The following is a 26184-nucleotide window of genomic DNA, read 5'->3' on the forward strand; positions in this document are numbered from 1 at the left end:
ACGGCGCACTCGGAGTACCAGGACGTGGACGGGCGCTCGGCGTCGGACACGTTCAAGCTGTGGCTGCGCTCGCGCACGCCCTCGACGACGTCGACGGACGAGCAGGCGGCGTTCACGGTGACCGTGACGGCCGTGACCGGAATGGGACTCTAAAACGGATCAGGAGAGAGAACGCATGAACATGAAGACGACGAAGACGGCGCTCGGGGCGGCGGCCATGCTGCTGTGCCTGGCCGCGGCGGGACGCGCGAAGGTGGGCTTGTCCTCGCAGTTCATCAACGTCGTGCTGGAGAACCTCAAGCCGGGCAGGAGCTACAACCTGCGCGAGCTCAAGGGCATCCCGTACACGGTGAAGAACCGCGGCGACTCGCCCGTGGAGGTCGTGCTGGAGGTCGTGCCTCCGGAGCCCAAGGAGATGGTCGCGCCGTACGAGGCCATCCCGGACCCGGGCTGGCTGCAGCTCAGCCCGAGCCGCGCGATCCTGGGGCCGGGCGAGCCGGCGTTCAGCGACCTGACCATCAAGGTGCCCGACGACCCGAAGTACATCGGCCGGCATTTCCACGGCGTCATATGGGCCCACACGATGAACACGGGCTTCATGGCCGCCGGGGTCAAGAGCAACGTCCGCTTCTCGATCGGAAAGGGTCCGGAGACCCTGGCCGAGGAGGAGCGACAGAAGCAGATGGTGGAGCTCAACTACGAGCTGTGGCCGTCGGCGCTGTACGTCCTGCAGGCGAAGGCCGGGAGCTACGACGTCAAGAAGCAGGAGAAGAAGTCGCTGAAGCTGACCAACCGCGACGACAAGGAGCTCGTCCTCACGGTCAAGGCGGTTCCGTGGTCCGGCAGCAAGCCCGAGGGCTACGAGACGCCCGAGGACGTCAGCTGGGCCAAGTTCGTGCCCGACACGGTGACGGTCGACGCGGAGAGCCTCAAGGACATCAAGCTGATGCTCGACGTACCGGAGAGCCTGAAGGGCAAGAAGGTGGCGTTCCTGGTCCAGCTCGCGCTGCCGATCGGGACGGTGGTGAACATGTCGAACCGGGTCTACGTGCAGATCGAGTAAGGATGAAAAAATGACCATGGAGACGCACAGGACGTAGATGCACCGAACACCGCGGAAGTCCGCGATGGGTGTCGCGCTCGGGAGGATGAGCGCCTGGCTCCGGCTGTCGTCAGCCGGCGCGGGGCTGCTTGCCGTCCTCCTGGCCGCCCCCACGCCCTCCCGCGCGGACACGGTCCCGGCCAACGACTCCTCGCAATTCGAGGTGCGCGCGACTCCGACGGACATCTACCCGCCCCATCCCGTCTCGGACCTCGCCGGGACGGCGGGAGCGGAAGGCCAGGCCCTGCTGCAATGGACCGCGCCGGACGAGAGCTTCGGGGTGGGTCCCAAGGCCGTGCCCGTGGTGTCCTACACCATCCATTCCTCGACGCTGAGCGTCGCGGACTTGGGCAACGACACGACGGCGTGGTTCGCGCTGTCGACGCCGGTGGCCGGCGCTCCCGCGCCGCTTCCGCCGGGCAATCCGCAGGCATTGCTGATGAGCCTGTCGCCCGGCGTGACGTACTACTTCGGCATCAAGAGCACCGACGATTCGTCGAATCTCTCGGAGTCGGACTCGAACCTCAAGAGCCTGGTCGATCAGGCCGTCGTGCCGGTCAAGGGCATCGACGGCGTCTCCAACCTGACCGCCGTGACCACCGGAGGCACCGACGTCGGCCTGATCACCCTGTCGTGGACGCACCCGCGCCGCAACGGCCAGATCGACCCCGCGTATTACGACGTGAGGATCTCCTCCATGGGCCAGATCTCGAGCAACGCCGAGTTCGACGCGGCCGCCCCCCTCTCCGCGCTCTCCCCGTCGCCGCCGCCGGCCCCCGGGCCGTGGGGCGGCCTGGCGTCGATGACGGTCACGGGCCTCACGCCGGGCATCGGCTACGCCTTCGCCGTGCGCGAGCGCGACGCGGGCTCGTTCGCCGGCGTCTGGGTGCGCAACGTCGCCGCGGGCCTGAACCCGCTCAACTTCGCCCTGGCGAGCGGCTTGCCTCCCGTTCCGGTCACGAACCTGACCGGCCTCGCCGGCCCCGGAGACGGGGAGGTGTCGCTCTCCTGGACCGCCCCGACCCCGCCGATCCTGGCTTCCTACCGCGTCTTCCACGCGACCTTCTCGGTCGCCTCGGTCGGCGGCAGCACCGCGGCGTGGCGCGCGGCGGCGCTGTCGAGCTCGACCGTGCTCGCCGCCCCCGGCGCTCCCGGCTCCGACGTGAGCGCCGTGCTGACCCTCGGTCCCGGCGTCCGCTACTACTTCGGCGTGGAGGCGACGAACAACACGGGGACGGGCGCGCTCGACGTCCTCAGCTCCGGGGCGCAGACGGAGGTCCGGGCCCGCGGTCTGGCGCCGGTGACGGACCTCGCCGGGGCCTCGGGCCCGCTGGCGACCGGGGTCACTCTGTCGTGGACCGAGCCCTACGTCTCGTCGGTGACCGCGCCCGTGTCCTATCAGATCAAGGTCTCGACCTTGGGCTTCATCAACGGGGCCACGGACTACGCCGCCGCGCAGGACCTGCAGGCGATCTCGACCGTCGCGATCCCGGCCTATGGCGGCGGCGGCGGGGCCATGAACGTCTCCGCGACCGGCCTGCTGCCGTTCGTCACGCACTACTTCGCGATCCGCCTGGTGGACGGCTCGACGCCGACGCTGACGGGCGCGTGGCTGCGCGTTCCCTCGGAGGGCCGCAACCTCGACGCGAGAGCGGTGCCCCTGTACGTTCCCAATCCCCCCGACGCCGTCACGGACCTGACGGCCCTGCCCGGGACCGCCGAGGGAGACGTCGCGCTCGTTTGGACCGCGCCTCTGAACACGAACCTGATCGCGATCGCGTCTTACGAGGTCCGCTTCGCGACGTTCTCCGCCGCGTCGCTGGGCAGCACGACGACCTGGACCGCGGCCGCGTCCTCGGCGGCGTTCGGCCCGGCGCTGGCGCCCGGCGCGATCGAGTCCCGCGTGATCGGCGGCCTGTTCCCCGCGGCGACCTGGTACTTCGCGGTCAGGTCGATCGACGCCACCGGCCAGGTCTCGGAGATCGACATGAAGTCCACCGGGACGTTCCAGGCCGCCGTCATGCCTCGCAGTCTGGCGCCGTCGACGCCCTCGGGCCTGACGGCCGCCGCGGGCAACCGCAGCGCGACGCTCGCCTGGGCCGATCTGTCCGCGGCCGGCAAGGGCCTCGACTTCGCCTATTACCGCCTGGAGCGCTCGACCGACCTCGTCGCGTTCGTCGCCGTGACGACCACGACCGGCACGGGCTACGTCGACGCCCCGCTCGCGGCGAAGGTGACCGACTACTACCGCCTCGTCGCCCGCGACCTGCGCGGCAACGAGTCCGTCGCGTCCTCGACCGCCGCCGCGATGCCCTACACGATCCTGCCGATGGAGCCGCTCGGCGTGACGGTGTCCGCCACGCCGGCCGACGTGACGCTGGCGTGGTCGCCGGTCACCCGCTTCGGGGACGGGTCGCCGTTCTTCAGCACGGGAACGTGGGACGCCGACGAGCTGATCGGCTACAGCGTCTTCCGCTCGACCGACGCCCTCGCCCTCGAGTTCGTGCACGTCTCGAGCCTCCCCTACATCACGACCAGCCTCGTCAACGGCACGGGAGGCCTCGGCTACTACTACCACATCAAGTCCTACAACACGCAGGGCATCTCGACGAACACTCTGACCGTCTCGTCGCTGGGCCAGCGCCTCTTCACCGTCGACTCCTCGGGAAGCATGCTGACGCTCGACGCCGCGAACTCCCTGATCCTCAACGCCGCGACCAACGGCCTCGGCGGCGACATCCGCATCATGGCGGCCCGCCGCCCGGAGGACGCGGGCGGTCCCGTCTTCCAGTCCGCGAAGTGGACGGCCTTCTTGAACGGCGCGACCGAGATCAAGGGCTTCACCTTGCCCAAGCCCGCGCGCGTCACTTTGCACTTCGACACCGACGGCGGCGTCGTCGTCCCGACGACGGCCCCGGTCACCGGGCTCTCGGTCGCCGCGTCCGGCGCCGGCGCCGCGCCCGCCTCGGTCTCCCCGAAGAACGTCGGAATGTACTGGTACAACGGCAGCGAGTTTAAGAAGATGTACGGCAATGTCGACGCCAACAGCCAGACCGTGACGGTCGAGTCCCCCAACCTGGGCCTCTACCAGATCCGCTCGCTGTTCCGCGCCGACGGCGCGGTGTTCGACCTCTCGAACGTGTCCGGCCGCGTCGTCACCCCCAACGGCGACGGGCTCAACGACCTCATCATCTTCACCTACGACCCGGGCCCCCGCGGCGTCGTCGCGCGCGGGCGGATCTACGACATGACGGGCGCCTTCGTGGCGGACATGGCGCCGGGCCTCGTTCCCAACACCGTGGTCTGGGACGGCAAGATGAACGGCCGCTCCGCGACGAGCGGCGTGTACGTGTACAAGATCGAGGGCGACGGGAAGACCTACACGGGAACCGTGGTGGTGGCGCGTTGACGTCCATTGACAGGAGAAGCGATATGAACTCGAAGAAGACGATCATGACGGCGCTGGCGGCGGGCCTGCTGGCTCTCCTCTCGGCCGTTCAAATCCACGCTCAGTCGGGCGGGTTCCGGTTCTTCGGCCCCCTCACCCGGGTGGTCACGCCGAACGGGGACTCGATCAACGACCGCTTCTTCGTCTGCTACGACAACTTCTCCGACTCCGGCGTCAGCGGACGGATCTACACCCTCCTCGGCGCGGAGGTCGCGTCGATGAGCCACGTGCGCGCGCCGCTGGCGGGCTGCGCGGGCGGGACGCTCCCGCAGCACGCGTGGTGGAACGGACGGACGTCGGAGGGCGCCGTGCGCAGCGGCCTCTACGTGTACCGGATCGAATCCGAGGGCAAGACCTACGCGGGCACCTTCCTGGTGGTGAGGTAAGCCATGAAAAACATGAACAGCCGGCTCATCGTCGCGTTGACCCTCGTCCTCCCGGCTTGCTACCCTAGGGTCGCAATGGCCGCCTACGAAGACGTGGGCGTCGGAGCGCGCGTGTCGGGGCTCGGCCATGCCTACACGGCCGTCGCCGACGACGCCTACTCCGTGTACTACAACCCCGCCGGTCTCGGCACGCTGGACCGCCCCGAGCTCGGGACGACCTACTCCAAGCTCCTGACCGGGCTCTCGGACGGCTCGAACCCGTCGAACTCGTTCATCGCCTACGCCCATCCCCTCGAGGGCGGCCGGCGCGGGACCTTCGGCGCGGGCTGGAACTACTTCACGGTGGGCGGCCTGTACCGCGAGAGCCAGCTGATGGCGTCCTACAGCCGTGGCCTCTTCGCGCGGACCTCGCCGAACAAGTACTACCTCGGCGGCACGCTGAAGTACCTCAACCGCTCCGTCGGCGGCACGGGAGAGGCCGCCAACGGCATCTCCAACACGGGCGTCGCCACGGGCACGGCCGACCCCGTGCTCCAGGGCGCGTCGAAGGGCAACCTCGACGCGGACCTGGGCTTCCTGTGGCGCGTCAAGTCCCGCTGGACCGTCGGCCTGATGATCCAGCACCTGATGGAGCCGAACGTCGGCTTCGCGGAGTCCGACAAGCTCGGCCGCAACGTGAAGCTCGGCGGCGCCTACAAGACGCCGTTCTCGACCTTGACCGGCGACGTGCGCCTGCAGAGCGCCCCGGACGGCACGACCGACAAGATCGTCGCGGTCGCGGCCGAGAAGTGGCTGCCGACCTTGCTGCACGGCTCGTTCGGCGTGCGCGGCTCGCTGTCCACCGGCAGCCGGGACTTCCGCCAGATGGGCTTCGGGCTTTCCTACAAGATCAGCCGCATGCAGTTCGACTACGGCTTCGCCCTGCCGATCGGCGGCCTGACCGCGACCTCCGGCTCCCACCGCCTCGGCCTCACTTTGCGCTTCGGGCGGGCGAAGCAGGCGGAGGCCGCTTTCTCCGAGGCCATCCTCGAGAACCTGCGTGACCTCGCTGCGGTCGGCACCCCCGACTTCCGCTACCAGCTCGAGGACCTGGCGCTGTACAAGCGCACGGCGATCGACGAGTTCCTCCGCCAGGCGAAGCTCGACGCGACGGCCGGCCGCTACGCCGAGTCCGCCGACAAGCTCGGCCAGGCGGTGTCGCTCAAGCCGAAGGACCCGCGCCTGCAGCAGAGCCTCGAGCGCATGACCACCGTCGCCGAGGTGTTCCCCGTCCTCAAGGACTTCCAGACCGACGCGGCGCAGGCGGCCATCTACGAGGGCGCGCTCGACTTCGTGGCGGGCGACGCCAAGGCGTCGCTGCGCAAGCTCGCCTACGCGGGCAGCCTCAGCCCGACCGACGAGCGCATCGAGCGCCTCGCGAAGGCCGTCGAGGCGAAGACCGGCGTGGTCCGCGAGGGCCCGGCGGTCGTCGAGGCGGGCCAGGCCCCGACGATGGGCGCCGAGAAGGTCGTCGGCGGCACGATGGCCCTGATGGAGGTCGCGCTCCGCGAGCGCGACTTCGAGCGCGTCGTGAAGCTGGCGGACCAGGTGCTTGAGCTCGACCCGGCCAACGCGCTCGCCTACAAGCGCCTGGGCGCGGCGCACTACGCGCTCAAGCGCAACGCGGAGGCCCTCAAGGCCCTGCGCTCGGCGTACAAGCTCGAGACCGACTCCGACTCGCGCAAGCAGATCAAGAACTACGTCGACGCGCTCCAGGCCCTCATCGAGCGCGGCAGGCGCGAGGCGGCCCCGGCGACGAAGGCCCCGGAGCCGAAGCAGACCGGCCTGACCCCGGTCGAGATCGAGCGGCTATACGAGACCGGCGTGGACTTCTACGCGCAGGGCAAGCTCACCGAGGCCGCCGCGGCCTTCCGGCGCATCATCGAGTCCGAGCCGAACAACACCTCGGCGCGGCGCGCCCTCGACCGCGTGCAGTCCGAGATCATCTCGGGAGGCGGCAAGAAGTGACCATCCGCGCGAGGCTCGTCGTCAGCACGTTCCTGCTCCAGGTCGTCTCCACGGCCTTGCTCGGCTGGGGCGTGCTGGCGGTGCGCAACCAGTACCAGGAGCGGGACCTTCGCGCCCTGGCGGCGACGATCGCGGTGAGCGTGGAGAGGGCCGCGGCGGACTCCCTGATCCAGAAGGACGACGTGGCGCTGCTGAGCTACCTGAAGTTCCTCCAGGCCCAGTACCCCGCGATCGCCCAGGCGCAGATACGTTGGAAGGCGAAGGGGCGGGAGCGGTACGCGACGGTCGGTGCGGTGGCCTTCGGCGCGCGGACGCGTCCCTCGCGCTTCACCGTCGCGGACCCCTCCGATCCCGAGAGGACCGTCGAGGTGAGCCTGCAGCTCGACGAAGGCGTCCTGTGGGCCCCGTTCCTGGAGGCCAACCAGCGCCTGGCGAAGATCATCCTGCTGGTCTGGGCCGTCGCCAGCCTCCTGGGGCTCGCGGTCTCCTTCCTGATCGCCCGCAGCCTGACCCGGCCGATCGTCGAGCTGAGCCGTCTGGCCGGCGAGATCGGCGCCGGCAAGCTCGGCGGCAGGCTCGCCTGGGAGTCCGACGACGAGCTCGGCGGCCTCGTGCGGGTGTTCAACGCCATGTCGGGACGCCTCGAGGAGTTCGACTCGATCAAGCGGAACTTCGTTTCCTCCGTGACCCACGAGCTGCGCTCCCCCCTCGGCGCCATCGAGAGCTTCCTCCAGCTCATCCGGGAGAAGATCTCCGCCGGGACGCCCGAGGGCTTCGCCCAGTCGAAGGAGTTCCTCGAGCGCATCCAAGTCAACGTCCACCGCCTGTCGGGCTTCATCAACGACCTGCTCGACGTGGCCAAGATCGAGAAGGGCAAGATGGAATGCGTGCTGCGGCCCATGGAGCTGCCGCTCGTGGCCAACGAGGTCTGCCAGTTCTTCGAGGCGAAGGCGCTGCAGCAGGGCGTCACGATCTCCAACCGCCTGACCGCGCTGCCCTCCGTCATCGGCGACGCCGACCGCGTGCGCCAGGTCCTCGTGAACCTCATCGCCAACGGGCTGAAGTTCACCGCCGCGGGCGGGCAGGTCTGGGTCTCCGGCGAGCAGTTCCGCGACGGCGGCTCGCGCTGGATCGAGGTGACGGTCGGCGACACCGGGCGCGGCATGGACGCCGCGGACCGGGACCGTTTGTTCCAGCCGTTCACGCAGGGACGGAACATCTCGGAGGGCGTGACGGGCCATAAAGGGACGGGCCTCGGCCTGTACATCGTGAAATCGATCGTCGATCAGCACGGCGGCAAGATCGAGGTGAAGTCGGCGCCGGGGCAGGGCACTCGCATCAGTTTTTCGCTGAAGGTCGCGGCGTAGCCGCGGGAGGAGCAAACATCATGGCGACATCGGTTCTGGTCATCGACGACGAGGAAGACTACCGCATCATCATCCAGGAGGTCCTGCGCGGCGGCGGGATGGACGTCCGCCTCGCCAAGGACGGCGAGGAGGGGCTGCGGCTGATCAAGGAGAAGCCCGCGGACATCGTCCTGGTGGACTGGATGATGCCGCGCATGGACGGCGAGCAGTTCTGCCGCGCGATGCGCGCCGAGCCGTCCCTCAAGGACATTCCCGTGCTCATGCTGACGGTCAAGCAGACCGCCGACGAGGAGCTCGAGGCCCTGCACTTCGGCGTGGACGACTTCGTCGTCAAGCCGTTCCGGGCGCCCGAGCTCCTGGCCCGCGTGCGCGCCGCGCTCCGGCGCACGGAGAAGAAAGCCGCGTGAGCCGCAAAGCCCTGCTCGCATGCGCCGCGGCGCTCGCCCTCCTCCTGGCGGGCGCGTGGGCCGTGCGGCCGGGGGCGCCGGTCCGCGTGGACATCCCCGGGGGCCTCGGCGCCCGGAAGACCGCGGAGCTCCTGGGGGCCAAGGGCGTCGTCCAGTCGGTGTTCGTCTTCCGCGTCATCCTCAAGGTCACGGGCTTCGACCGCCATCTGAAGCCCGGCTCGTACACCCTGCGGGAGCGGGAGTGGCCGACGGTCGTCGCGCGCAAGCTCACCCTCGGGCTCACCGACGACATGAAGATCACCATCCCCGAGGGCTTCATGGCGAGCCAGATCGCCGAGCGCCTGGAGAAGGCCGGGATCGCCGACGCCGGCGAGTTCCTGAAGGTCGTCGCCGAGCGCAAGCTCGAGGGAAAGCTCTTCCCCTCCACCTACCAGTTCCCCCCCGGCTACGGCGCCGAGAAGGCCGCCTCCGCGATGGAGGCCGAGTTCCGCAGGCAGATCGGCGACGCCTGGGCGGCGGCGGCTCCGCGGCCGGAGCTCTCCTTCGAGGACGCGCTGACCTTGGCGTCCATCGTCGAGCGCGAGGCCGTGCTCAAGGCCGAGCGCCCGATCATCGCGGCCGTGTACCTCAACCGCCTCAAGAAGCGGATGCCCCTGCAGGCCGACCCGACGGTGCAGTACGCGCTCAACCTGGGGTACTGGAAGAAGGGCCTCACCCGCTCCGACCTGCAGACGCCGTCCGCGTACAACACCTACATCCGCCGCGGCCTGCCTCCCGGGCCCATCTGCTCGCCGGGCCTCGAGTCGTTCAGGGGCGTCCTCAACCCCGCCAAGACCTCCGCCCTGTACTTCGTCGCCGACACCACGGGCGGCCACCTGTTCTCCGAGACCAACGAGGAGCACTCCAAGGCGCGCATGCTCTATAAGAAGGAGCTCCGCAAGATCAAGGAGAAGCTCAAGCGCGAGGCGGCGGGCAAATAAAAAAAGGCCCCCGCGCGGGGGCCTTCAAATCTGGTGGACGTGACAGGGATTGAACCTGCGACCTCATCCTTGCGAAGGATGCGCTCTCCCAGCTGAGCTACACGCCCGACGCGCATATTATGCCAGAAACCGGGGGCTTCGTCCAGCGCGGAGGCGCCTACTCCTCGAGACGATGCAAATTCGCTAGTATCGCCCGGTGCCGAACCTGACGAAGCGTCTCCGCGGCCTAATCCCCCTCATCGCGCTGCTCGCCGCCGTCGGTGGCCTGGCCTTGGCTTCCCGCTCGACCGAGGTCATGCAGGGCGTGGAGCTGAAGACCCTCGACTGGCGCGCGCGCCGCTTCGCCGACCCTTCGCGGAGCGACCCCGCCATCGTCCACGTCACGATCGACCAGGCGAGCCTCGACTATTTCGAGAAGGACCACAACGCCTGGCCCTGGCCGCGCGACATCTACGTCCCGGCGCTGTCCTTCCTGAAGGACGCGGGCGCGCGCGCCGTCGTCTTCGACGTGCTCTTCACGAACGCCGGCGAGGTCAGCCTCGACGCGGCGCTGGGCGCGGCCGTGAAGGACGCGGGCGTCGTCGTCCTCGCCATGGAGACCGACGCCAAGGCCGATCCGCGCCGGCCCGAGGCCGCCCCGGCGCGGTTCGCCGCGGCGGCCGGGCCCGCGCTCGCCGCCGGGGCGGCCAAGCGCGCGTCGGTCCGCCTGCCCATCGCCCCGCTCCTGTCCGGCGCGCGCGCGCTCGGCGACACGAAGGCGGAGGCCGACCTCGACGGGGTCTTCCGCGGCGTCCCGGTCCTCGTCTCGCTCGGCGGCCGGCTCTACCCGACCTTGCCCGCGGCCGCGGCGATGCTCGCGACGGGCAAGACGCTCGACGAGCTCGCCCCGCGGCTCACGGACGGACGCCTGCTCGTGCGCTTCCACGGCAAGGGGCTGACGGCGAAGACCTCGCCGCTGAAGACCTACGAGTCCTATCACTTCTCGGACCTCGTGACGTCTTTCGTTTCGCTCGCGGAGAAGACGAAGCCGCCGCTGGATCCCGCGCTGTTCAAGGATAAGGTCGTCTTCATCGGCATGAGCGCGCCGGGCCTGCTCGACAACCATCCCTCCCCGATCGATCCCGTGTTCCCCGGCACGGAGATCGTCGCCGCCGCGGCCGACAACCTGATGCACGGCGACGGGCTGACCCGCGCTCCGCGCGCCTTCGTGCTCGGCCTGGTCGCGCTCGCGCTCGTCCTGGCCGGCGCCTCGTCGCGGCTCTCCTCCCACCTGGGCTGGGCGCTCGGCGTGATGCTCGCCTCGAGCGGGCTGCTCCTCGGCGCGTCCTGCGCCGCCTTCTCGCGGAGGGTCTGGCTCGACCTGGCCTCCCCTCAGCTCGCGCTGTGGCTGGGTTTCGCGGCCGCCTCGGCCTGGAGCTACGCCGTCGAGGGCCGGCAGAAGCGCTACATCCAGGGCGCGTTCTCGTTCTACCTCTCTCCCGAGGTCGTCCGTCAGATCGCGGAGCGTCCCGAGGCCCTCGCGCTCGGCGGCGAGCGCCGCGAGGCGACCTTCTACTTCTCCGACATCGAGGGCTTCACGAGCTTCTCCGAGAAGCTCGGCCCCGAGAAGCTCACCCAGCTGATGAACCGCTACCTGGGCGAGATGACGGAGACCGTGCTCGACTCCGGGGGCACCCTCGACAAGTACATCGGCGACGCGATCATGTCCTTCTGGGGCGCGCCGCTGCCCTGCGAGGGGCACGCTTTGGTCGCCTGCAAGGTCGCGCTCGCCAACCAGAAGAAACTCGCGGGGCTCAAGGCCGAGTTCGACGGCCTGGGCTACCCCCCCGTGCGCAACCGCATCGGCCTGAACACGGGCCCGGCGATCATCGGCAACATGGGTTCCCCCAAGCGCTTCAGCTACACCGCCATCGGCGACGCGGTCAACCTCGCCTCGCGCCTGGAGGGCGCCAACAAGGCCTACGGCACCTACATCCTGATCTCCGAGAGCACCCGCAGGGGGGCCGGCGCCGCCGTCGAGGTGCGCGAGCTCGATTTCGTGAAGGTGAAGGGCAAGAGCGAGGCGATCCGGGTCTACGAACTGCTGGGTCTCAAAGGAGAGACGGAACCGGCCCTTATCGAAAAAGCTAGGCTCTTCGAAAGCGGTTTGGCGGCTTTCCGGTCGCGCCGGTTCCCCGCGGCCGTCGAAATCTTCACTTCCGTCGTCGACAAATACGGTCATGATCATGCCTGCGAGAACTATCTCGAACGCTGCGAACGCTACCTCAAGGAGCCGCCGCCCGCCGACTGGGACGGCTCCAACGCCCTAACGGAGAAATAGGAATGACAAGAACTTTGCTGCTCGCGTCGGCTGCGTTGGCTTGTTCGGCGGCCGTTGCTTTCTCCGCGACCATAACCGTCCTCGTCCAGGAGACGGCGCTGCGCAAGCGCCCGCAGTCCTACTCGCCGTCGGTCGGCGTCGCCCGCCTCGGCCAGAAGCTCGAGAGCGAGGGCCTGGAGTCCGGCTTCCACAAGACGGGCTCCGGGTACATCCACTCGAGCGCGGTCACGACGCGCAAGGCCAGCGTCTCCGGCGGCGCCGGCGTGGGCGGCTCCGCCACCGCCGACGAGGTCACGCTCGCCGGCAAGGGCTTCAACGCCCAGGTCGAGAAGTCCTACGGCGAGAAGAACGGCGCCGCCGTGAACTTCGCGGCCGTCAACGCGATGGAGCGGCGTTCCGTCCCGGAGGGCGAGCTCTTCGACTTCCTCCGCGCGGGCGGCCTGCTGGGCGAGGGAGGCTCCAAATGAAGCGCTTTCTCCTCCTGAACGTCCTCGTCCTCGCCGGCTGCCAGGGCTTCCAGAACCTCGACGTGAGCTCGATGACCGGCGGGCGCATCAACTCGAACGTCGACCTGACCAAGGTCGCCAAGGGCGTCAACCAGGTCCGCAAGGGCTTCGCGGAGATCTCCGAGAGCGAGGAGTACTACATCGGTCGGGCCGTCGCCGCGCAGGTCCTGACCCGCTACAAGCCGCTCAACGATCCCGGGCTGAACGCCTACGCGCAGAAGGTGACGCAGGCCGTCGCGCTCGCCTCGGACCGGCCCTCGACGTTCAAGGGCTACCACGTCCAGGTGCTGGCGTCCGACGAGATCAACGCCTTCGCCGCGCCCGGCGGGTTCATCTTCGTGACGAAGGGCATGCTCGAGCTCGTGCGCAGCGAGGACGAGCTCGCGGGCGTGCTCGCCCACGAGGTCGCGCACGTCGCCAAGAAGCACGGCCTCAAGACGATCCAGACCTCGCGGCTGACGAGCGCCTTCGCCATCCTCGGCTCCGAGGCGGCGAAGAACTACACCCCGCAGCAGGTCAGCCGGCTGACCAGCGCCTTCGAGGGCGCGGTCGACGACGTCGTCAACAAGCTCGTCGTCAACGGCTACAGCCGCGACAAGGAGTACGAGGCGGACAAGTTCGGCGCGCAGTACGCCAAGGCCGCGAACTACGACCCGGGCGCGCTGAAGGCCTTCCTCGAGCGCATGGAGAAGGCCGAGGGCTCGGGCGGCGGCGGGATGTTCAAGACCCACCCCTCGCCCTCCAAGCGCGAGGCCGAGCTCGGCGCCTTGTCTCCCGCGTCCGGCTACAAGCGCTCCTCCGAGCGCGGCCGGCGCTTCTCGGCGGCCGTCCAGCTCTGACCGGGCTTACCGACGCTTTGCCTTCGTTTTGCCGGTTTTTAACGGCAAAAACAGGGTTCCGGGGGCATGCTGTGGTCATGAAAACCCCTCCCTTGGCGGGCTCGGTCGTTCGCGTCGGCGTCGGGCTCCTGCTGTGCGCGGCGTGCTTCCAGGCCGGACGCTCGTATCAGGAGCTGTCGGCCTCCGCCTCGGCGGCGGCGAAGGACGCGTCGGGCACGGAGATGGTCGACTCGACCTTCGTCGGTCCCCACAAGCCCGCTCCCTCCCCGGCCGAGACATCGCCGCAGGCGGCCCCCGGCGACGTCCCCGGGGAAAGCGTCGACATCATCACCCCGCTGAACGTGCGCGATCCCTCGGCTCTCGTGATGGGCCCCACCCACAATTCCTGCCCTCCGCCGGAGGTCGCCGCGCCGGAGGGCAAGCTCGCGGAGCCTCCGTACAAGGAGCCGAAGCCGAAGAAGATGAAGGAGGGACGCCTGCTCGAGCTCCTCAAAAAGGAAGACAAGAAATCCGTCTATCCCAAGCGCTACTAGGGCCCCCGCTCCGCGTTCCGACGGCCGATTTGGCATAATCTCCGTCATGAAGCGAAGCGAGATCAAGGCGGTCCTCGAGACGGGCAAGGCGGGCGACGCGGTGACGGTCGCGGGCTGGATCAAGTCGGTGCGCGAGTCGAAGAGCGTGGGCTTCGTCCATTTGAACGACGGCTCGACGTTCGATTCTATCCAGGTCGTGGTCCCGGCCGACTTTACCGGACGGGACCACATCCTCAAGCAGATCACCGGCGCGTCCCTGGCCGTCTCGGGCAAGCTGATCCCCTCCCAGGGCAAGGGCCAGTCTCTCGAGCTCGAGCCCTCCTCCATCGAGATCCTCGGCGAGTGCGACCCCTCCTCCCCGGTCCAGAAGGCCGGCACCTCCTTCGAGTTCCTCCGCGGCGTGGCGCACATGCGCCCGCGCACGAACACGTTCGGGGCGGTGTTCCGCGTCCGCTCGGAGATGTCGTACGCCGTCCACGAGTTCTTCCATAGCCGCGGCTTCGTGATGTGCCACTCCCCGATCCTGACCACCTCCGACTGCGAGGGCGCCGGCGCCATGTTCCAGGTCACCACCCTCGACGCCGAGAAGCCCCACCGCGGGCCGGACGGGAAGGTCGACTTCACGAAGGACTTCTTCGGCGAGAAGTGCTCGCTGACGGTCTCCGGCCAGCTCGAGGCGGAGATCCTCGCGATGTCGCTGTCCAAGGTCTACACCTTCGGCCCGACCTTCCGGGCCGAGCTGTCGACCACGCCCAGACACGCTTCCGAGTTCTGGATGATCGAGCCCGAGGCCGCCTTCGCCGACCTCAAGGACGACATGGGCCTGGCCGAGGCCTTCGTCAAGCACCTCATCGAGCACGCCTTCAAGCGCTGCGCCCGCGACCTGCAGTTCTTCGACGAGCGCGTCGAGAAGGGCCTGCGCGCCAAGCTCGAGGCCGTCGCCAAGGCGGAGTTCGGCGTCATCGACTACACCGAGGCCGTCAAGATCCTCGAGGGCGCCGGCCGCAAATGGGACCACCCCATCTCCTGGGGCAAGGACCTGCAGACCGAGCACGAGCGCTACCTCACCGAGGAGTACGCCAAGAAGCCGGTGTTCGTCATCAACTACCCTCGCAGCTTCAAGCCGTTCTACATGTACTGCAACGACGACCAGAAGACGGTCGCCTGCATGGACCTGCTCGTGCCGCGCGTCGGCGAGCTGATCGGCGGCTCCCAGCGCGAGCACCGCCTGGACAAGCTGCTGGAGCGCATGAAGGAGACCGGAATCTCCCATGAAACGTACTCGTGGTACGCCGACCTGCGCCGCTACGGCACGGTCCCGCACGCGGGCTTCGGCCTGGGCTTCGAGCGCCTGCTGATGTACGTCACGGGCATCGAGAACATCCGCGACGTGCAGCTCTGCCCGCGCGTGCCCGGCAACGCCAAGTTCTAGGCGGTCTTAGGCAGGTCCAGCTTGATGTGCAGCTCCTTGAGCTGCTTGTCCTTGACGGGGCCCGGGGCCTCGGAGAGGGGGTCGGTCCCCTTCTGGGTCTTCGGGAAGGCGATCACGTCCCGGATCGAGTCCTCGCCGCACAGGAGCGCGGTGAGGCGGTCGAGGCCCATGCCGAAGCCGCCGTGCGGCGGGGCGCCGAAGTCGAGCGCGGACAGCAGGAGGCCGAACTGGCGCTGCTGCTCGGTCTCGTCGAAGCCCATGAGTCCCAGGATCTTGCGCTGCATCGCGCCGCTGTGGTTGCGGATCGAGCCGCTGGCCAGCTCCACGCCGTTGAGCACCAGGTCGTACTGATGGCTGCGCACCGAGCCGGGGTCCGAGTCGAGCTTGGGGACGTCTGAGTCGAGCGGACGCGTGAACGGGTTGTGGGCGAACGTCCAGCGCTTCTCCTCGGCCTCCCACTCGAGCAGCGGGAAGTGCGTGATCCAGGAGAAATGCCACGGGGTCGAGGGCTCGGGCTTGAGCCGGGCGATGATCTCCTTGCGGATGGCGCCCAGCACGGTCGACGCCGCAATCTCCTTGTCGGCGGCGAAAAAGGTCGTGTCGCCGGGCTTCGCGCCGGTCTTGGCCTTGATCGCCTCGAAATCCTCCGGCGTCAGGAACTTGGCGATGGGCGTCTCCGGGCCCGTCGCGGTCCACTTGATCCAGGCCAGGCCCTTGGCGCCGTACACCTTGGCCAGGTCGGTGAGCTTGTCGATCTCGGCGCGGGAGTAGACGCTCGAGCACGTGATCGCGCGCACGACGCCCCCCTCCGCCACCGGGCCGGCGAACACCTTGAAGCCGCAGCCCTTGAGCTCGGCGGAGAGGTCGACGATCTCGAAGCCGTAGCGCTGGTCCGGCTTGTCGGAGCCGAAGCGGCGCATCGCCTCGAAGTAGTCGAGTCTCGGGAATGGGATCGTCAGATCGAAGCCGATGGCGGCCTTGAAGATCGCCTTCATCATCCTCTCGCAGGCGGCGTGCACGTCCGCCTCCTCGACGAAGGACATCTCGACGTCGATCTGGGTGTGCTCCGGCTGCCGGTCGGCGCGCAGGTCCTCGTCGCGGAAGGCGCGCGCGATCTGCATGTACTTCTCGACGCCGGAGACCATCAGGATCTGCTTGAAGATCTGGGGAGACTGGGGCAAGGCGTAGAAGGTCCCGGGCGTCATGCGCGAGGGCACGAGGAAGTCTCGCGCGCCCTCGGGCGTGGCCTTGGTCAGACAGGGCGTCTCGATCTCGAGGAAGCCTTCGGAGGCCAGCGCGTTGCGGGCGGCCATCGCGATCGTGTGGCGCACGGTCAGGTTGCGCAGCATGCGCGCGCGGCGCAGGTCCAGGAAGCGGTACTTGAGGCGGGACTCCTCGTTGACGGTGATGTGCTCGTCGATCTCGAACGGCAGGACCTTGCTCGTGTTCAGGACGGTGACGCTGTCGGCGTTGAGCTCGATCTCGCCCGTCGGGAGCTTGGAGTTCTCGGCCCCCTTGGGGCGCCGCTGGACCGTGCCCGAGATGCTCACGACGAACTCGGCGCCGAGCTTGGCGGCGGCCAGGAAGGCCTCGGCCTTCTCGGGATGGACGACGACCTGGAGCAGCCCGGAGCGGTCGCGCACGTTGAAGAAGTACACTCCGCCGTGGTCGCGGCGGGAGTGGACCCAGCCGGCGACGCGGACGGCCTTGCCCGCGAAGGAGGCGTCGAGGATCCCGGCGTCGTGGGTGCGCATGGCGTTGGACATCTGTTACCTCGGAGGGGTCAGGCTTCGATGCAGAGCCCCGCGAGCTTGTCGGGCGCGGGGATGGTGTAGCGGCCGTCGTCGAGCGAGACGAGGCCGGCGCGGCGCAGGGACGACAGCGCGCGGGTGAGGGGCTCTCGGGTGGTGCCGACGACGTCGGCGAGCTCCTGCTGGGTGAAGCGGTCCTTGAGCACGATGGCGCCGCCGTGGGTCGTCTCGCCCGAGCGGCGCCCGAGGTCGAGCATGGCCTTGGCGACGCGGCCGAGGATGTTGCGGAACAGCAGGCCCTCGATCTCCTCGTTGGCGCGGCGCAGGCGCTCGCAGACGGTCTGGAGCAGGTACAGGGCCAGCTTCGGGTCGCTGGCGAGCAGGCGCTGGAAGTCCTTCTTGCGGATGACGAGCAGGCGCGAGGGCTCGACGGCCTGGGCCGCCGCGGTGCGCGTGGTGCCCTCGAGCAAGGACATCTCGCCGAAAAAGTCCCCTTCCTTGAGATAAGCGAACGTCTTCCGTTTCTTGGAGGCGGAATTCGTGAAGATCTTTATCCGGCCCGACAAGACGATGTACATCGCGTCCGAGTCCTGGCGCTTGGCGAAAACGGACTGGCGCGTGCCCAGGTCCAGCTCCTCGGCGAGACGGAACACCTCGTTGAGGTGCTTCGAGCTCAACGCGGAGAGGAAGGGGATCTTCTTGAGTAGGCGGGCGCCGTTCATGGGTCCGATATTAGCTTTCTTGCCTGGGGGCGTTCAAGGCGGGGTTCCGCCGATTTGCTATCGATGATCGCCGTTCCCGGGGAATGGTCATCGTCAAATAGTAGCTGTTTCCGGAAACAGCCGCTCGGCTCGAAAGAGGCCTTGCGGCGCTTAGAGTCGCCAGGACGACAGGGCCTGGAGCATGTTCGTGTCGGTGCTGTCGATCTTGAGCGGCGTCACCGAGACGAGGCCCTTCGAGACCACGCCGACGTCGGTCCCCGGCTCGTCCACGCCCGTGACGTGCCTTCCCGCGAGCCAGTAGTACTCGAGGCCCCGCGGGTCGGAGCGGCGGGTCACGTCGGTGCCGTAGATGCGCCGCCCGAGCTTGGCGGGCACGCCGGGCTTGTAGGTCTTGCCGGCTCGGGCGGGAAAGTTGACGTTGAGGCAGACGCCCTTGGGCAGGCCCTTCACGAGCACCTGGCGCGCCAGGCGCTGGGCGAAGGCCGCCGCGGGCCGGTAGTCCTTCCCGTCGGGATCCATGGACAGCGCGATCGCGGAGACCTTGAGCAAAGTGGCCTCCATCGCGGCCGCCACCGTGCCGGAGTAGATGACGTCCTCTCCGAGGTTGTAGCCGCGGTTGATGCCGCTGACGACGAGGTCCACCTTGTTCTTGAGGATCTCGAGGATCCCGAAGCGCGCGCAATCGGCGGGGCTGCCGTTCAAAGCGTACACGCCTTCGGATTGTTTGCGGATGCGGATCGGCTTATGGAGCGTCAGAGAGTGGCTGTCGGCGGAGCGTTCGTGGTCAGGAACCGACACCGTCACGGTGCCGATGCGCCGCATGGCGGCGATAAGCGCGGGCAATCCGGGGCCGTGGATGCCGTCATCATTACAAACGAGTATTCTGGGGCGCTTTTTCATAAGACCAACTTTTCGAGCTCGTCAACGAACAACGAGGTCGTCTTATCCGCCGGAGGCAATTCGAGGTCGTGATGCCCCTCCGCCGTTCGCGATTCTAACATTTTGGCCAGCGCAGGTCCGAGGTCGTCGGAAAGGTCCGTCTCAGGAATCCTCAACGCCGTTTTCGTTTTTTCAAACACGCGGGCATTGGCGTCCTGATGATCCGCCGCCGCGTGAGGGTACGGAACCAATACCGCCGTTTTCCGTTGCGCCGCCAGTTCGGCGAGAGTGCTCGCTCCCGAACGGCACACGACGACATCGGCGGCCGCGTAAGCGGACGCCATGTCGTCGAGATAATCAAGAACCGTTGCCGTTAACCCGGCCGTTTTATACGCGTCGAGCGTCTCTTCGCTTTTGCCCTTCCCGGCGAGATGTAATACCTGCGCGTCGACGCCGGCCTTCTTCATCGCCGGCCCCACTCCCAGATTCAGCGCCTTCGCCCCCTGCGAGCCCCCGAAAACGAGGATGGTCTTCCGCGCCGGATCGAGGCCGAGGGCTCGTCTCGCCTCCGCCGCGTCCCTGCGCCCGTATAACGCCGGTCTCACGGGAGTCCCCACCACTTTGCCGCTGCCGTCCGCCGGCGGCAGCCCCCAGAACAAGGTCGCCCCGAACATCGCCCCCGCCTTGTTCGCCAGCCCGAGTATCGCGTTCGACTCGTGCAGCGCGATCGGGATCCCCCGCCTCCACGCCGCGTACGCGACCGGGAAGGTCAGATATCCCCCCATCCCCAACGCGAGATCCGGCTTGAAGTCCTTCGTGACCCGCGACATCAGCCGCATGCTCGCGATCAGCTTCGCCGCGAAAGCGACGAGGCCGGGGCCGAGGCTGCGCGGCATCCCGCCCAGGTCCGCCTCGAGGCACGCCAGGCCGGCCTTCTCCAGGCGTTCCTTCGCGGGGTCGTCCTTCCTCACGATGAGCAGCGGCTCCCACCCGCGCGCCTTCAACTCCTGGGCGGCGACGAGCCCCGGGTAGAAATGCCCCCCGGTGCCGCCCGCCGCGATGAGGACGCGCCTCATTTGAGGGACTCCGCGCGCGTCTGGCGCGAGATGTTGAGGACCACGCCGACGCCGATCATCGTCGCGAGCAGGGACGAGCCGCCGTAGGAGATGAACGGCAGCGGGATGCCCTTCGTCGGCAGGAGCCCGATCGACATGGCGATGTTGAAGAACGCCTGGATGACGATCGAGAAGGAGACGCCCGCGGCGAGCAAGGTCCCGAACAGGTTGGGGGCCGCGCGCGCGATGCGCACCCCCCGGACGAGGATGGTCGCGAACAGGGCCAGGACGACGGCGGCGCCGATGAGCCCCAGCTCCTCGCAGATGACCGGGAAGATGAAGTCGGTGTGCGGCTTGGGCAGGTACATCAGCTTGAGCTTCGAGGCGCCGACGCCCTTCCCGGTCCAGCCGCCTGAGCCGACGGCGAGGATGGACTGCGAGAGCTGGTAGCCCGCTCCCTTGATGTTCTCGAACGGCGTCAGGAAGCTGAGCAGGCGCGCCCGGCGGTAGGGCTTGCGCCACAGCTCCTCGGCCACGACGGGCACGGCCAGGGCCAGCGCGCCGGCGATGGACTGCCAGCGCGCGCCGGCGACGAACAAGGTCAGGATCGAGACGCAGAAGATCAGGAAGGGCGTGCCGAGGTCGGGCTCGAGCCCGATCAGGACGAGGAGGACGCTCACGACGGAGAGCGGGACGACGATGCCCTGGACGAAGTTCCCGAGCTTGCTGTGCTTCTTGTCGAGGTAGGCGGCGAGGAACAGGATCGCGGTGAGCTTGGCGAACTCGGCGGGCTGGAGGCCGACGGGGCCGAGGCGGATCCAGCGCTTGGCTCCGGCCACCGCCGGGAAGAACAGCGCGGCGACCAAGGTCGCGCAGGTGATCGCGAAGACCGGCATGACGAACTCGCGCAGGCGGTTGTAGTCGAACCGGCTCATCGCCCCCATCGCGAGGATCGAGATGACCGCCCAGACGAACTGGCGCTGGAAGAAGAACAGGGGGCTGCCGATGTTCTTCTCGGCGTAGATCGCGCTCGCGGAGTAGACCATGACCACGCCGATGAAGAGCAGGGCCATGACCGCGCCGAACAGCGCGTAGTCGATCGGCGCGCCGCGCCGCGCGGAGACGCGCGGCTTCACCGGGACTTCGCCGCGGCGGCGACGAGGGCCTTGAAGCGGCGTCCGCGGTCCTCGAAGTCCTGGAACTGGTCGAAGGAGGCGCAGGCGGGTGACAGGAGCAAGGTGTCCCCCTTCTCCCCGATCTTGAGCCCGGTCTCCACCGCGGTCCGCAGGTCGCCGCACGGGAAGATCGGCACCAGGCCGGAGAGGTCCTCCTCGATGCGGCGCGCGGCCGAGCCGATGGTGAGGATGCCCTTCACCGACCTCTCGATCCAGGGCTTGAGCGGGCCGTAGGGGAAGCCCTTGTGCAGGCCTCCCAGGACGAGCAGGAGGCGCTTGCCGCCGGGCTCGTACGCCTTGAGGGCCACCATGGTCGAGTCCACGTTCGTGGCCTTGGAATCGTTGACGCAGGCGATGCCGCGCACGACGCCGCACGGCTCGATGCGGTGCTCGACGCCCTTGAAGGCCTTGAACGCCTTCTGGATCGCCGCGGGCTTCAGCCCCCGCGCGAGTCCCATGAGCCCCGCCGCCATCGCGTTCTCGAGGTTGTGGCGGCCCGGGAGGCGGGGCGGGACGAGGGCCAGCTCCTTCTTCGAGCCGGGAAGCTTGAAATGGAGCTTGCCCCCCTCTTCCCAAGCGTGGACATGGATGCCTTTCGTCCCGAAGTAAAGCCGCTGCGAGGGGCATTCGCGGGAGAGCCGATAGACCGCCGGATCGTCGGCGTTGAACACACAGGCGTCTCCGGGGCCCTGTTCGCGGAAGACCTTGGCCTTGGCGGACATGTACGCGGCCATGGAGCCGTGGTGGTCGAGGTGGTCGGCGGTAAGGTTGAGGATGGCCGAGGCGCGGGGCTCGAAATGGGCGGAGTCCTCGAGTTGGTAGCTCGAGCACTCGAGGACGATCACGTCCGTGGGTTTGGAGGACGGCGCGACGGCCGAGACCGGGATGCCGATGTTGCCGGCCAGCAGGGCCTTGCGGCCGCGCGGGAGGCCCGCTTTGAAGATCTCGTAAGCCAGCTGCGTCGTCGTGGATTTGCCGTTGGTGCCGGTGACGGCGACCACCGCCTTGGCTTTGGAGAACGCCAAGGAGATCTCCAGCTCGCTATAGACCGGAATTCCCTTCTCGGCGAGGGACTTGAAAATAGGAAGGTCGGGTTTTAAGCCGGGGCTTTTAACGACGAACGCGCAGGCGAGAAGCCGTTTGGAGTGACCGTTCCACTCCCATTTCGCTGCCTTCGGCAGCGTTTTTAAGATCGGCGTCAATTCGGCCTTCGGCCGGACGTCCGACCCTAAGACCTTAAAGCCTTTTTTCACCAACAGGCGCGCCACCGACTGGCCGGAACGGCCTAGACCGAGGACGCCGGCCAGCTTGCCCTTTTTGAAGGCCTTGGGATCGAACGGCTTCATCGCAGCTTGAGGGACGCCAACGCGGCAAGCATGAGCACGATGCTCACGATCCAGAATCTCACCGTCACCTTCGGCTCGGCGAGGCCGCCGAGCTCGAAGTGATGGTGGATCGGGGCCATGCGGAAGATGCGCTTGCCCCCCCGGAGCTTGAAGGAGGCCATCTGCAGGATCACCGACAAAGTCTCCAGGACGAAGACGCCCCCGATGATCGGCAGGAGCAATTCCTGCTTCACGCACATCGCCACGACGGCGATGACGCCGCCGAGGAACAGGGAGCCGGTGTCGCCCATGAAGATCTGCGCCGGATAGGAGTTGAACCAGAGGAAGCCCAGGCAGGCGCCGATGAGGCCCGCGAGGTAGACGGCGATCTCTCCGGCGCCCTCGACGTGGACGATGCGCAGGTAGTACGCGAGCTTGACGTTGCCCGAGGTGTAGGCGAGCACCGCGAAGCCCAGCGCGCAGAACATGACCGTGCCCGCGGCGAGGCCGTCGAGGCCGTCGGTGAGGTTGACCGCGTTCGAGGAGCCGACGATCATCAGGACGGCGAAGGCGAAGTACAGCACCCCCAGGTCAACGAACAGCTCCTTGCCGTAGGGGATGTTCATCATCGTGGTGAAGGAGCCGTTCGGCGGCTGCACGGAGAGGTAGGTGGTCACGCCCAGGCCGACGAGGACCTGGATCAGGAACTTGGCCTTGGACGGTGCGCCCTTGGCGTCCTTCTTGATGAGCTTGAGGTAGTCGTCCCAGAAGCCGATCGCCGTCAGGCAGATCGTCACGGACAGGAGCAGCCAGGTGAAGCGGTTGTCGGGGCGCATCCAGAGCAAGGTCGAGGCGACGACGGCGAGGAAGATCAGGGCGCCCCCCATCGTCGGCGTGCCGTGCTTGGAGAGGTGCGACTGGGGCCCGTCGGCGCGCTGCATCTGGCCGACCTTGCGCTCGCGCAGGGCGCGGATCAGGGAGGGGCCGAGCAGCAGGCTGACGGCGAGCGACGTCATGGCCGCGCCGCCGGCCCGGAAGGTGATGTATTGGAAGACGTTGAGCGGCCCGAACAGGTCGCGGAGCTGGTGGAGGTAATAGAGCATGTTAAAGCGCCTTGGCGAGCTCCTCGAGCCGCATCGCGCGGGACGCCTTGAACAGCACGGCGTCTCGGATCGTCAGCATGGATTTTAGCCCCTTGATATAGGACTTCGCGTCGAGCGTGTGCTCGACCGCGAAGCGCGGCTTGGCGGCGGACAGCGCGTCGGCCGCCGGCTTCATCTCGGGGCCGGCCAGATAGACGGCCTTCAGGTCGAGGGTGGCCAGCCACTCCCCCAGCTCGCGGTGGAAGCGGGGAGAATCGGGCCCCAGCTCCTTCATGTCCCCGAGGACGAGCGTCTTCGTCCGGGCCGGGAACTCCTCGCAGAAGGCGGCGATGGAGGCGCGCATGGACGCGGGGTTGGCGTTGTACGCGTCGAGGACGAGCGAGGCCCCGCTCGGGTGCGCCAGCGGCTCCTGGCGCAGCATGCCCGGCGCGTGCGCCTCGAGGCCGGCGCGGATCGCGTCCGGCGCCAGGCCCATCGCCCAGGCCGCGGCGGCGGCGCCCGCGGCGTTGTAGCGATTGAACTCTCCGAAGGCCCGCAGCTTGACCGTCAGGCGGTGCCGGTCGATGATCAGGCCGTCCTTGCCCTCGATGCGCACCTTGCAGCTCGACCCCGTCCCGTAGGTGACCGCGCGCGCGCCCAGCCGGGTCTCCAGCGCCGCCAGCCACGGGTCGTCGGCGTTGATCACGGCCGCGCCGTCCTCGGGGAGGACCGCGATGACCTCCGAGTTCGTCTGAAACGTGGTCTCGATCGTGCCGAAGCTCTCCAGGTGGTCGGGGCCGATGTTCGTGAGCAGGGCGACGGTCGGCTGGATCACGAGCGCCAGCTCCGCGATCTCCCCCTTGCGGCAGGCGGCGAGCTCGAAGATGCCGTAGCGGTGCTCGGGCAGGAGCTCGAGCACGGACAGCGGCACGCCGATCTCGTTGTTCCAGTTGCCGGGGGTCGCGCACACGGGGCCGACCTGGGCGCAGATGGACTTGAGCATCTCCTTCGTCGTCGTCTTCCCGTTCGAGCCGACGATGCCGGCGACGGGGATGTCGAAGCGCTTGCGGTGGAAGTGGGCGAGGGCCTGCAGGGCCTTCAGCGTGTCGGGGACCTCGACGACGTGGCCGGGTCGCGGCGCGTCCGCGGCGAGCTTCCCCTCCGCGACGACCCAGCCCGTCGCGCGGGCGGCGAAGTCGGGGGTCAGCAGCGAGTGGGCGTCGATCTTCTCCCCGACCAGGGCCCAGAACGCCTGCCCCGGCTTCAGGCTCCGGGTGTCGGTCGTCAACGAGTCGACGGGCGCCGCGGCGTCGCCGCGGGTCAATCTCCCCCCGGCCGCCCGCGCGAACTCGCCCCACGTCAGATCAAGCCTCATCTCAGTGCCTTCAAAGCCTCGCGCGCGGCCGCGCGATCGTCGAACGGGATCGTGCGGTCTCGCAAAATCTGCTGGTCCTCGTGGCCCTTGCCGGCGATCAGCACCACGTCGCCGGGCCGGGCCGCGGCGATCGCCGCGGCGATCGCTTCGGACCTGTCGGGTATCATCTTATAATTTTGGAGATGAGCCGCGCTCACTCCGGATTCGATGTCGTGAAGGATCGCCGCCGGGTCTTCGGAACGAGGATTGTCGCTGGTGAAGTAAGCGAAATCCCCGCCGCGGCACGCGGCGACGCCCATGGGGCCGCGCTTGGTCTTGTCGCGATCGCCTCCGCATCCCACGACCGTGATGATGCGGCGATGCGGCAAGGAACGGAGAAGGGCGAGGATCGACTCCAAGGCGCTGTCAGTGTGGGCATAATCGACGAATACGTGGAAGTCCTGTCCTTCCGATATCGATTCCAGCCTCCCTGGTACGGCGCGAAGCGCCGCAATGCCGTTAAAAACGTTCTCAGGCGATACGTTCAATCCGAGCATGGCGGCGGCGGCCGCCATGGCGTTCTCGACGTTGTGTCTCCCCGGGAGACGCAGGTGGGCGTCATACCGTTTGCCCCGGAAGGTTACTCCAAATGCCGTTCCGTTCAAATCCGCTTTGCCTATATTCCCTTTGAGGTCCGTCGCGGCCTCCGTCAGCCCGAAGCGTATGACCTCGCAGTCCACCGCCTTCTTGACCAATAAATGCGCCCGGGGATCGTCGAAATTGAGCGCCGCCACCTTCGGGGATTTCTTGTTGTCGGCCCGCGCCAACAGATCGAAAAGTCTCGCCTTCGCGTCGAAGTAAGCGTCCACGGTCTTGTGAAAATCCAAATGGTCCCGCGTCAGATTCAAAAATATACATGCATCGAAATCGACGCTCTCGACCCGTTTGAGCGCCAGCGCGTGCGACGAGACCTCCATCAGCCCGTGCGTCGCCCCGCCGTCCCGGAATCTGGCCAGCAATTTCGTCAGCGTCAGCGAGATCGGCGTCGTGTTGATCGACTTCTCCAGCCGCTCCCCGTCCAGCCGGTTCTCGATCGTCCCCGCGACGGCGGGCCGTCCTCCGGCCGCCTTGACGATGGACTCGAGAAGGTAGGTGGTCGTGGTCTTCCCGTTGGTTCCGGTGACCCCGACCATCGTCATCGCCCCCGACGGATGCCCGTAGAACGAATCGGAGAGGACCGCCATGGCCAGGGCGATGTCCTCCACCTGGACCCAGGTGCCTTTGATGACGGCGGGCGGAGGCGGAGGCTCGAGCTCGCTGACGACGGCGACGGCTCCGTTTTCCAGGGCTTGGCGCGCGTGCCGGTTCCCGTCGGTCTTGGCGCCGGGCATGGCGAAGAACAGGTCTCCCGGCGCGACCTCGCGGGAATCGTGGCGCAGGCCGGAGATCGGCAGGTCCACGGACCCGGCGACGCGCCGCGTCGCCGCGGCGCGGAGCAGCTCGGCGAGCGTCAC

22 protein-coding genes and 1 tRNA gene are annotated in these 26184 nt (G+C 68.1%); 13 read left to right on the plus strand and 10 right to left on the minus strand.

What is annotated here, in order from left to right:
* The 8 genes from HYV14_17905 to mltG all read left to right on the plus strand — a co-directional run.
* A partial coding sequence (locus HYV14_17905; GenBank protein ID MBI2387865.1) for a hypothetical protein occupies positions 1-153 on the plus strand: 153 nt, incomplete at its 5' end.
* A 22-nt stretch (positions 154-175) separates the two neighbouring features.
* Positions 176-1063 (plus strand): hypothetical protein, encoded by an 888-nt coding sequence (locus HYV14_17910; GenBank protein MBI2387866.1) that lies wholly within the window; start codon positions 176-178, stop codon positions 1061-1063.
* An 85-nt stretch (positions 1064-1148) separates the two neighbouring features.
* Positions 1149-4511: a gliding motility-associated C-terminal domain-containing protein gene (locus HYV14_17915; protein ID MBI2387867.1), complete on the plus strand. Its 3363-nt coding sequence runs from the start codon at positions 1149-1151 to the stop codon at positions 4509-4511.
* 23 nt (positions 4512-4534) lie between these two features.
* The gene (locus tag HYV14_17920) at positions 4535-4936 is read left to right on the plus strand and encodes a gliding motility-associated C-terminal domain-containing protein (GenBank protein MBI2387868.1); all 402 of its coding nucleotides are present in this window, start codon (positions 4535-4537) and stop codon (positions 4934-4936) included.
* A gap of 3 nt (positions 4937-4939) precedes the next feature.
* On the plus strand, positions 4940-6943 hold the full coding sequence (locus HYV14_17925) for a hypothetical protein (protein ID MBI2387869.1): 2004 nt from the start codon (positions 4940-4942) through the stop codon (positions 6941-6943).
* Positions 6940-8310 carry a HAMP domain-containing histidine kinase gene (locus HYV14_17930; protein MBI2387870.1) on the plus strand — a complete coding sequence of 457 codons (1371 nt, stop codon included), beginning with the start codon at positions 6940-6942 and terminating at the stop codon, positions 8308-8310. The genes HYV14_17925 and HYV14_17930 overlap by 4 nt, the downstream gene beginning before the upstream one ends.
* Before the next feature lie 20 nt (positions 8311-8330).
* Entirely contained in the window at positions 8331-8717 is a 387-nt protein-coding gene (locus HYV14_17935; GenBank protein ID MBI2387871.1) for a response regulator, read from the plus strand.
* Positions 8714-9697, plus strand: a complete 984-nt coding sequence (mltG, locus tag HYV14_17940; GenBank protein MBI2387872.1) for an endolytic transglycosylase MltG — start codon at positions 8714-8716, stop codon at positions 9695-9697. The genes HYV14_17935 and mltG overlap by 4 nt, the downstream gene beginning before the upstream one ends.
* 31 nt (positions 9698-9728) lie before the next feature.
* Here the strand turns inward: mltG and HYV14_17945 are convergent.
* Positions 9729-9804: transfer RNA gene (locus HYV14_17945), tRNA-Ala, on the minus strand.
* A gap of 89 nt (positions 9805-9893) precedes the next feature.
* Here HYV14_17945 and HYV14_17950 point away from each other — a divergent pair.
* From HYV14_17950 to asnS, 5 genes are all read left to right on the plus strand, one after another.
* Entirely contained in the window at positions 9894-12017 is a 2124-nt protein-coding gene (locus tag HYV14_17950) for an adenylate/guanylate cyclase domain-containing protein (protein MBI2387873.1), read from the plus strand.
* A gap of 2 nt (positions 12018-12019) precedes the next feature.
* A complete protein-coding gene (locus tag HYV14_17955; GenBank protein ID MBI2387874.1) occupies positions 12020-12484 on the plus strand; it encodes a hypothetical protein in 465 nt (154 codons plus the stop codon).
* Positions 12481-13362, plus strand: coding sequence for a M48 family metalloprotease (locus tag HYV14_17960; GenBank protein ID MBI2387875.1), 882 nt, complete (start codon positions 12481-12483; stop codon positions 13360-13362). The genes HYV14_17955 and HYV14_17960 overlap by 4 nt, the downstream gene beginning before the upstream one ends.
* A 77-nt stretch (positions 13363-13439) precedes the next feature.
* Positions 13440-13895: a hypothetical protein gene (locus HYV14_17965; protein MBI2387876.1), complete on the plus strand. Its 456-nt coding sequence runs from the start codon at positions 13440-13442 to the stop codon at positions 13893-13895.
* A 46-nt stretch (positions 13896-13941) separates the two neighbouring features.
* Complete coding sequence (asnS, locus tag HYV14_17970; GenBank protein ID MBI2387877.1) at positions 13942-15327, plus strand: asparagine--tRNA ligase; 1386 nt, start codon at positions 13942-13944, stop codon at positions 15325-15327.
* Here asnS and aspS read toward each other — a convergent pair.
* From aspS to HYV14_18015, 9 genes are all read right to left on the minus strand, one after another.
* Positions 15324-17093 (minus strand): aspartate--tRNA ligase, encoded by a 1770-nt coding sequence (aspS, locus tag HYV14_17975; protein ID MBI2387878.1) that lies wholly within the window; start codon positions 17091-17093, stop codon positions 15324-15326. The two genes, asnS and aspS, sit on opposite strands and share 4 nt — an antisense overlap.
* 17 nt (positions 17094-17110) lie before the next feature.
* Positions 17111-17800 carry a Crp/Fnr family transcriptional regulator gene (locus tag HYV14_17980; protein MBI2387879.1) on the minus strand — a complete coding sequence of 230 codons (690 nt, stop codon included), beginning with the start codon at positions 17798-17800 and terminating at the stop codon, positions 17111-17113.
* A 150-nt stretch (positions 17801-17950) separates the two neighbouring features.
* On the minus strand, positions 17951-18700 hold the full coding sequence (surE, locus tag HYV14_17985) for a 5'/3'-nucleotidase SurE (GenBank protein ID MBI2387880.1): 750 nt from the start codon (positions 18698-18700) through the stop codon (positions 17951-17953).
* Complete coding sequence (locus HYV14_17990) at positions 18697-19755, minus strand: UDP-N-acetylglucosamine--N-acetylmuramyl-(pentapeptide) pyrophosphoryl-undecaprenol N-acetylglucosamine transferase (protein ID MBI2387881.1); 1059 nt, start codon at positions 19753-19755, stop codon at positions 18697-18699. Before HYV14_17990 ends, surE begins: the two co-directional genes overlap by 4 nt.
* Complete coding sequence (gene ftsW / locus HYV14_17995; protein ID MBI2387882.1) at positions 19752-20870, minus strand: putative lipid II flippase FtsW; 1119 nt, start codon at positions 20868-20870, stop codon at positions 19752-19754. Before ftsW ends, HYV14_17990 begins: the two co-directional genes overlap by 4 nt.
* Positions 20867-22255 carry a UDP-N-acetylmuramoyl-L-alanine--D-glutamate ligase gene (murD, locus tag HYV14_18000; GenBank protein ID MBI2387883.1) on the minus strand — a complete coding sequence of 463 codons (1389 nt, stop codon included), beginning with the start codon at positions 22253-22255 and terminating at the stop codon, positions 20867-20869. Before murD ends, ftsW begins: the two co-directional genes overlap by 4 nt.
* The gene (locus tag HYV14_18005) at positions 22252-23337 is read right to left on the minus strand and encodes a phospho-N-acetylmuramoyl-pentapeptide-transferase (GenBank protein ID MBI2387884.1); all 1086 of its coding nucleotides are present in this window, start codon (positions 23335-23337) and stop codon (positions 22252-22254) included. Before HYV14_18005 ends, murD begins: the two co-directional genes overlap by 4 nt.
* A 1-nt stretch (position 23338) precedes the next feature.
* Complete coding sequence (locus HYV14_18010; protein MBI2387885.1) at positions 23339-24691, minus strand: UDP-N-acetylmuramoyl-tripeptide--D-alanyl-D-alanine ligase; 1353 nt, start codon at positions 24689-24691, stop codon at positions 23339-23341.
* Positions 24688-26184, minus strand: a complete 1497-nt coding sequence (locus HYV14_18015; protein MBI2387886.1) for a UDP-N-acetylmuramoyl-L-alanyl-D-glutamate--2,6-diaminopimelate ligase — start codon at positions 26182-26184, stop codon at positions 24688-24690. The genes HYV14_18010 and HYV14_18015 overlap by 4 nt, the downstream gene beginning before the upstream one ends.

This window comes from Elusimicrobiota bacterium (assembly GCA_016182905.1).
GTDB lineage: Bacteria > Elusimicrobiota > Elusimicrobia > UBA1565 > UBA9628 > GWA2-66-18.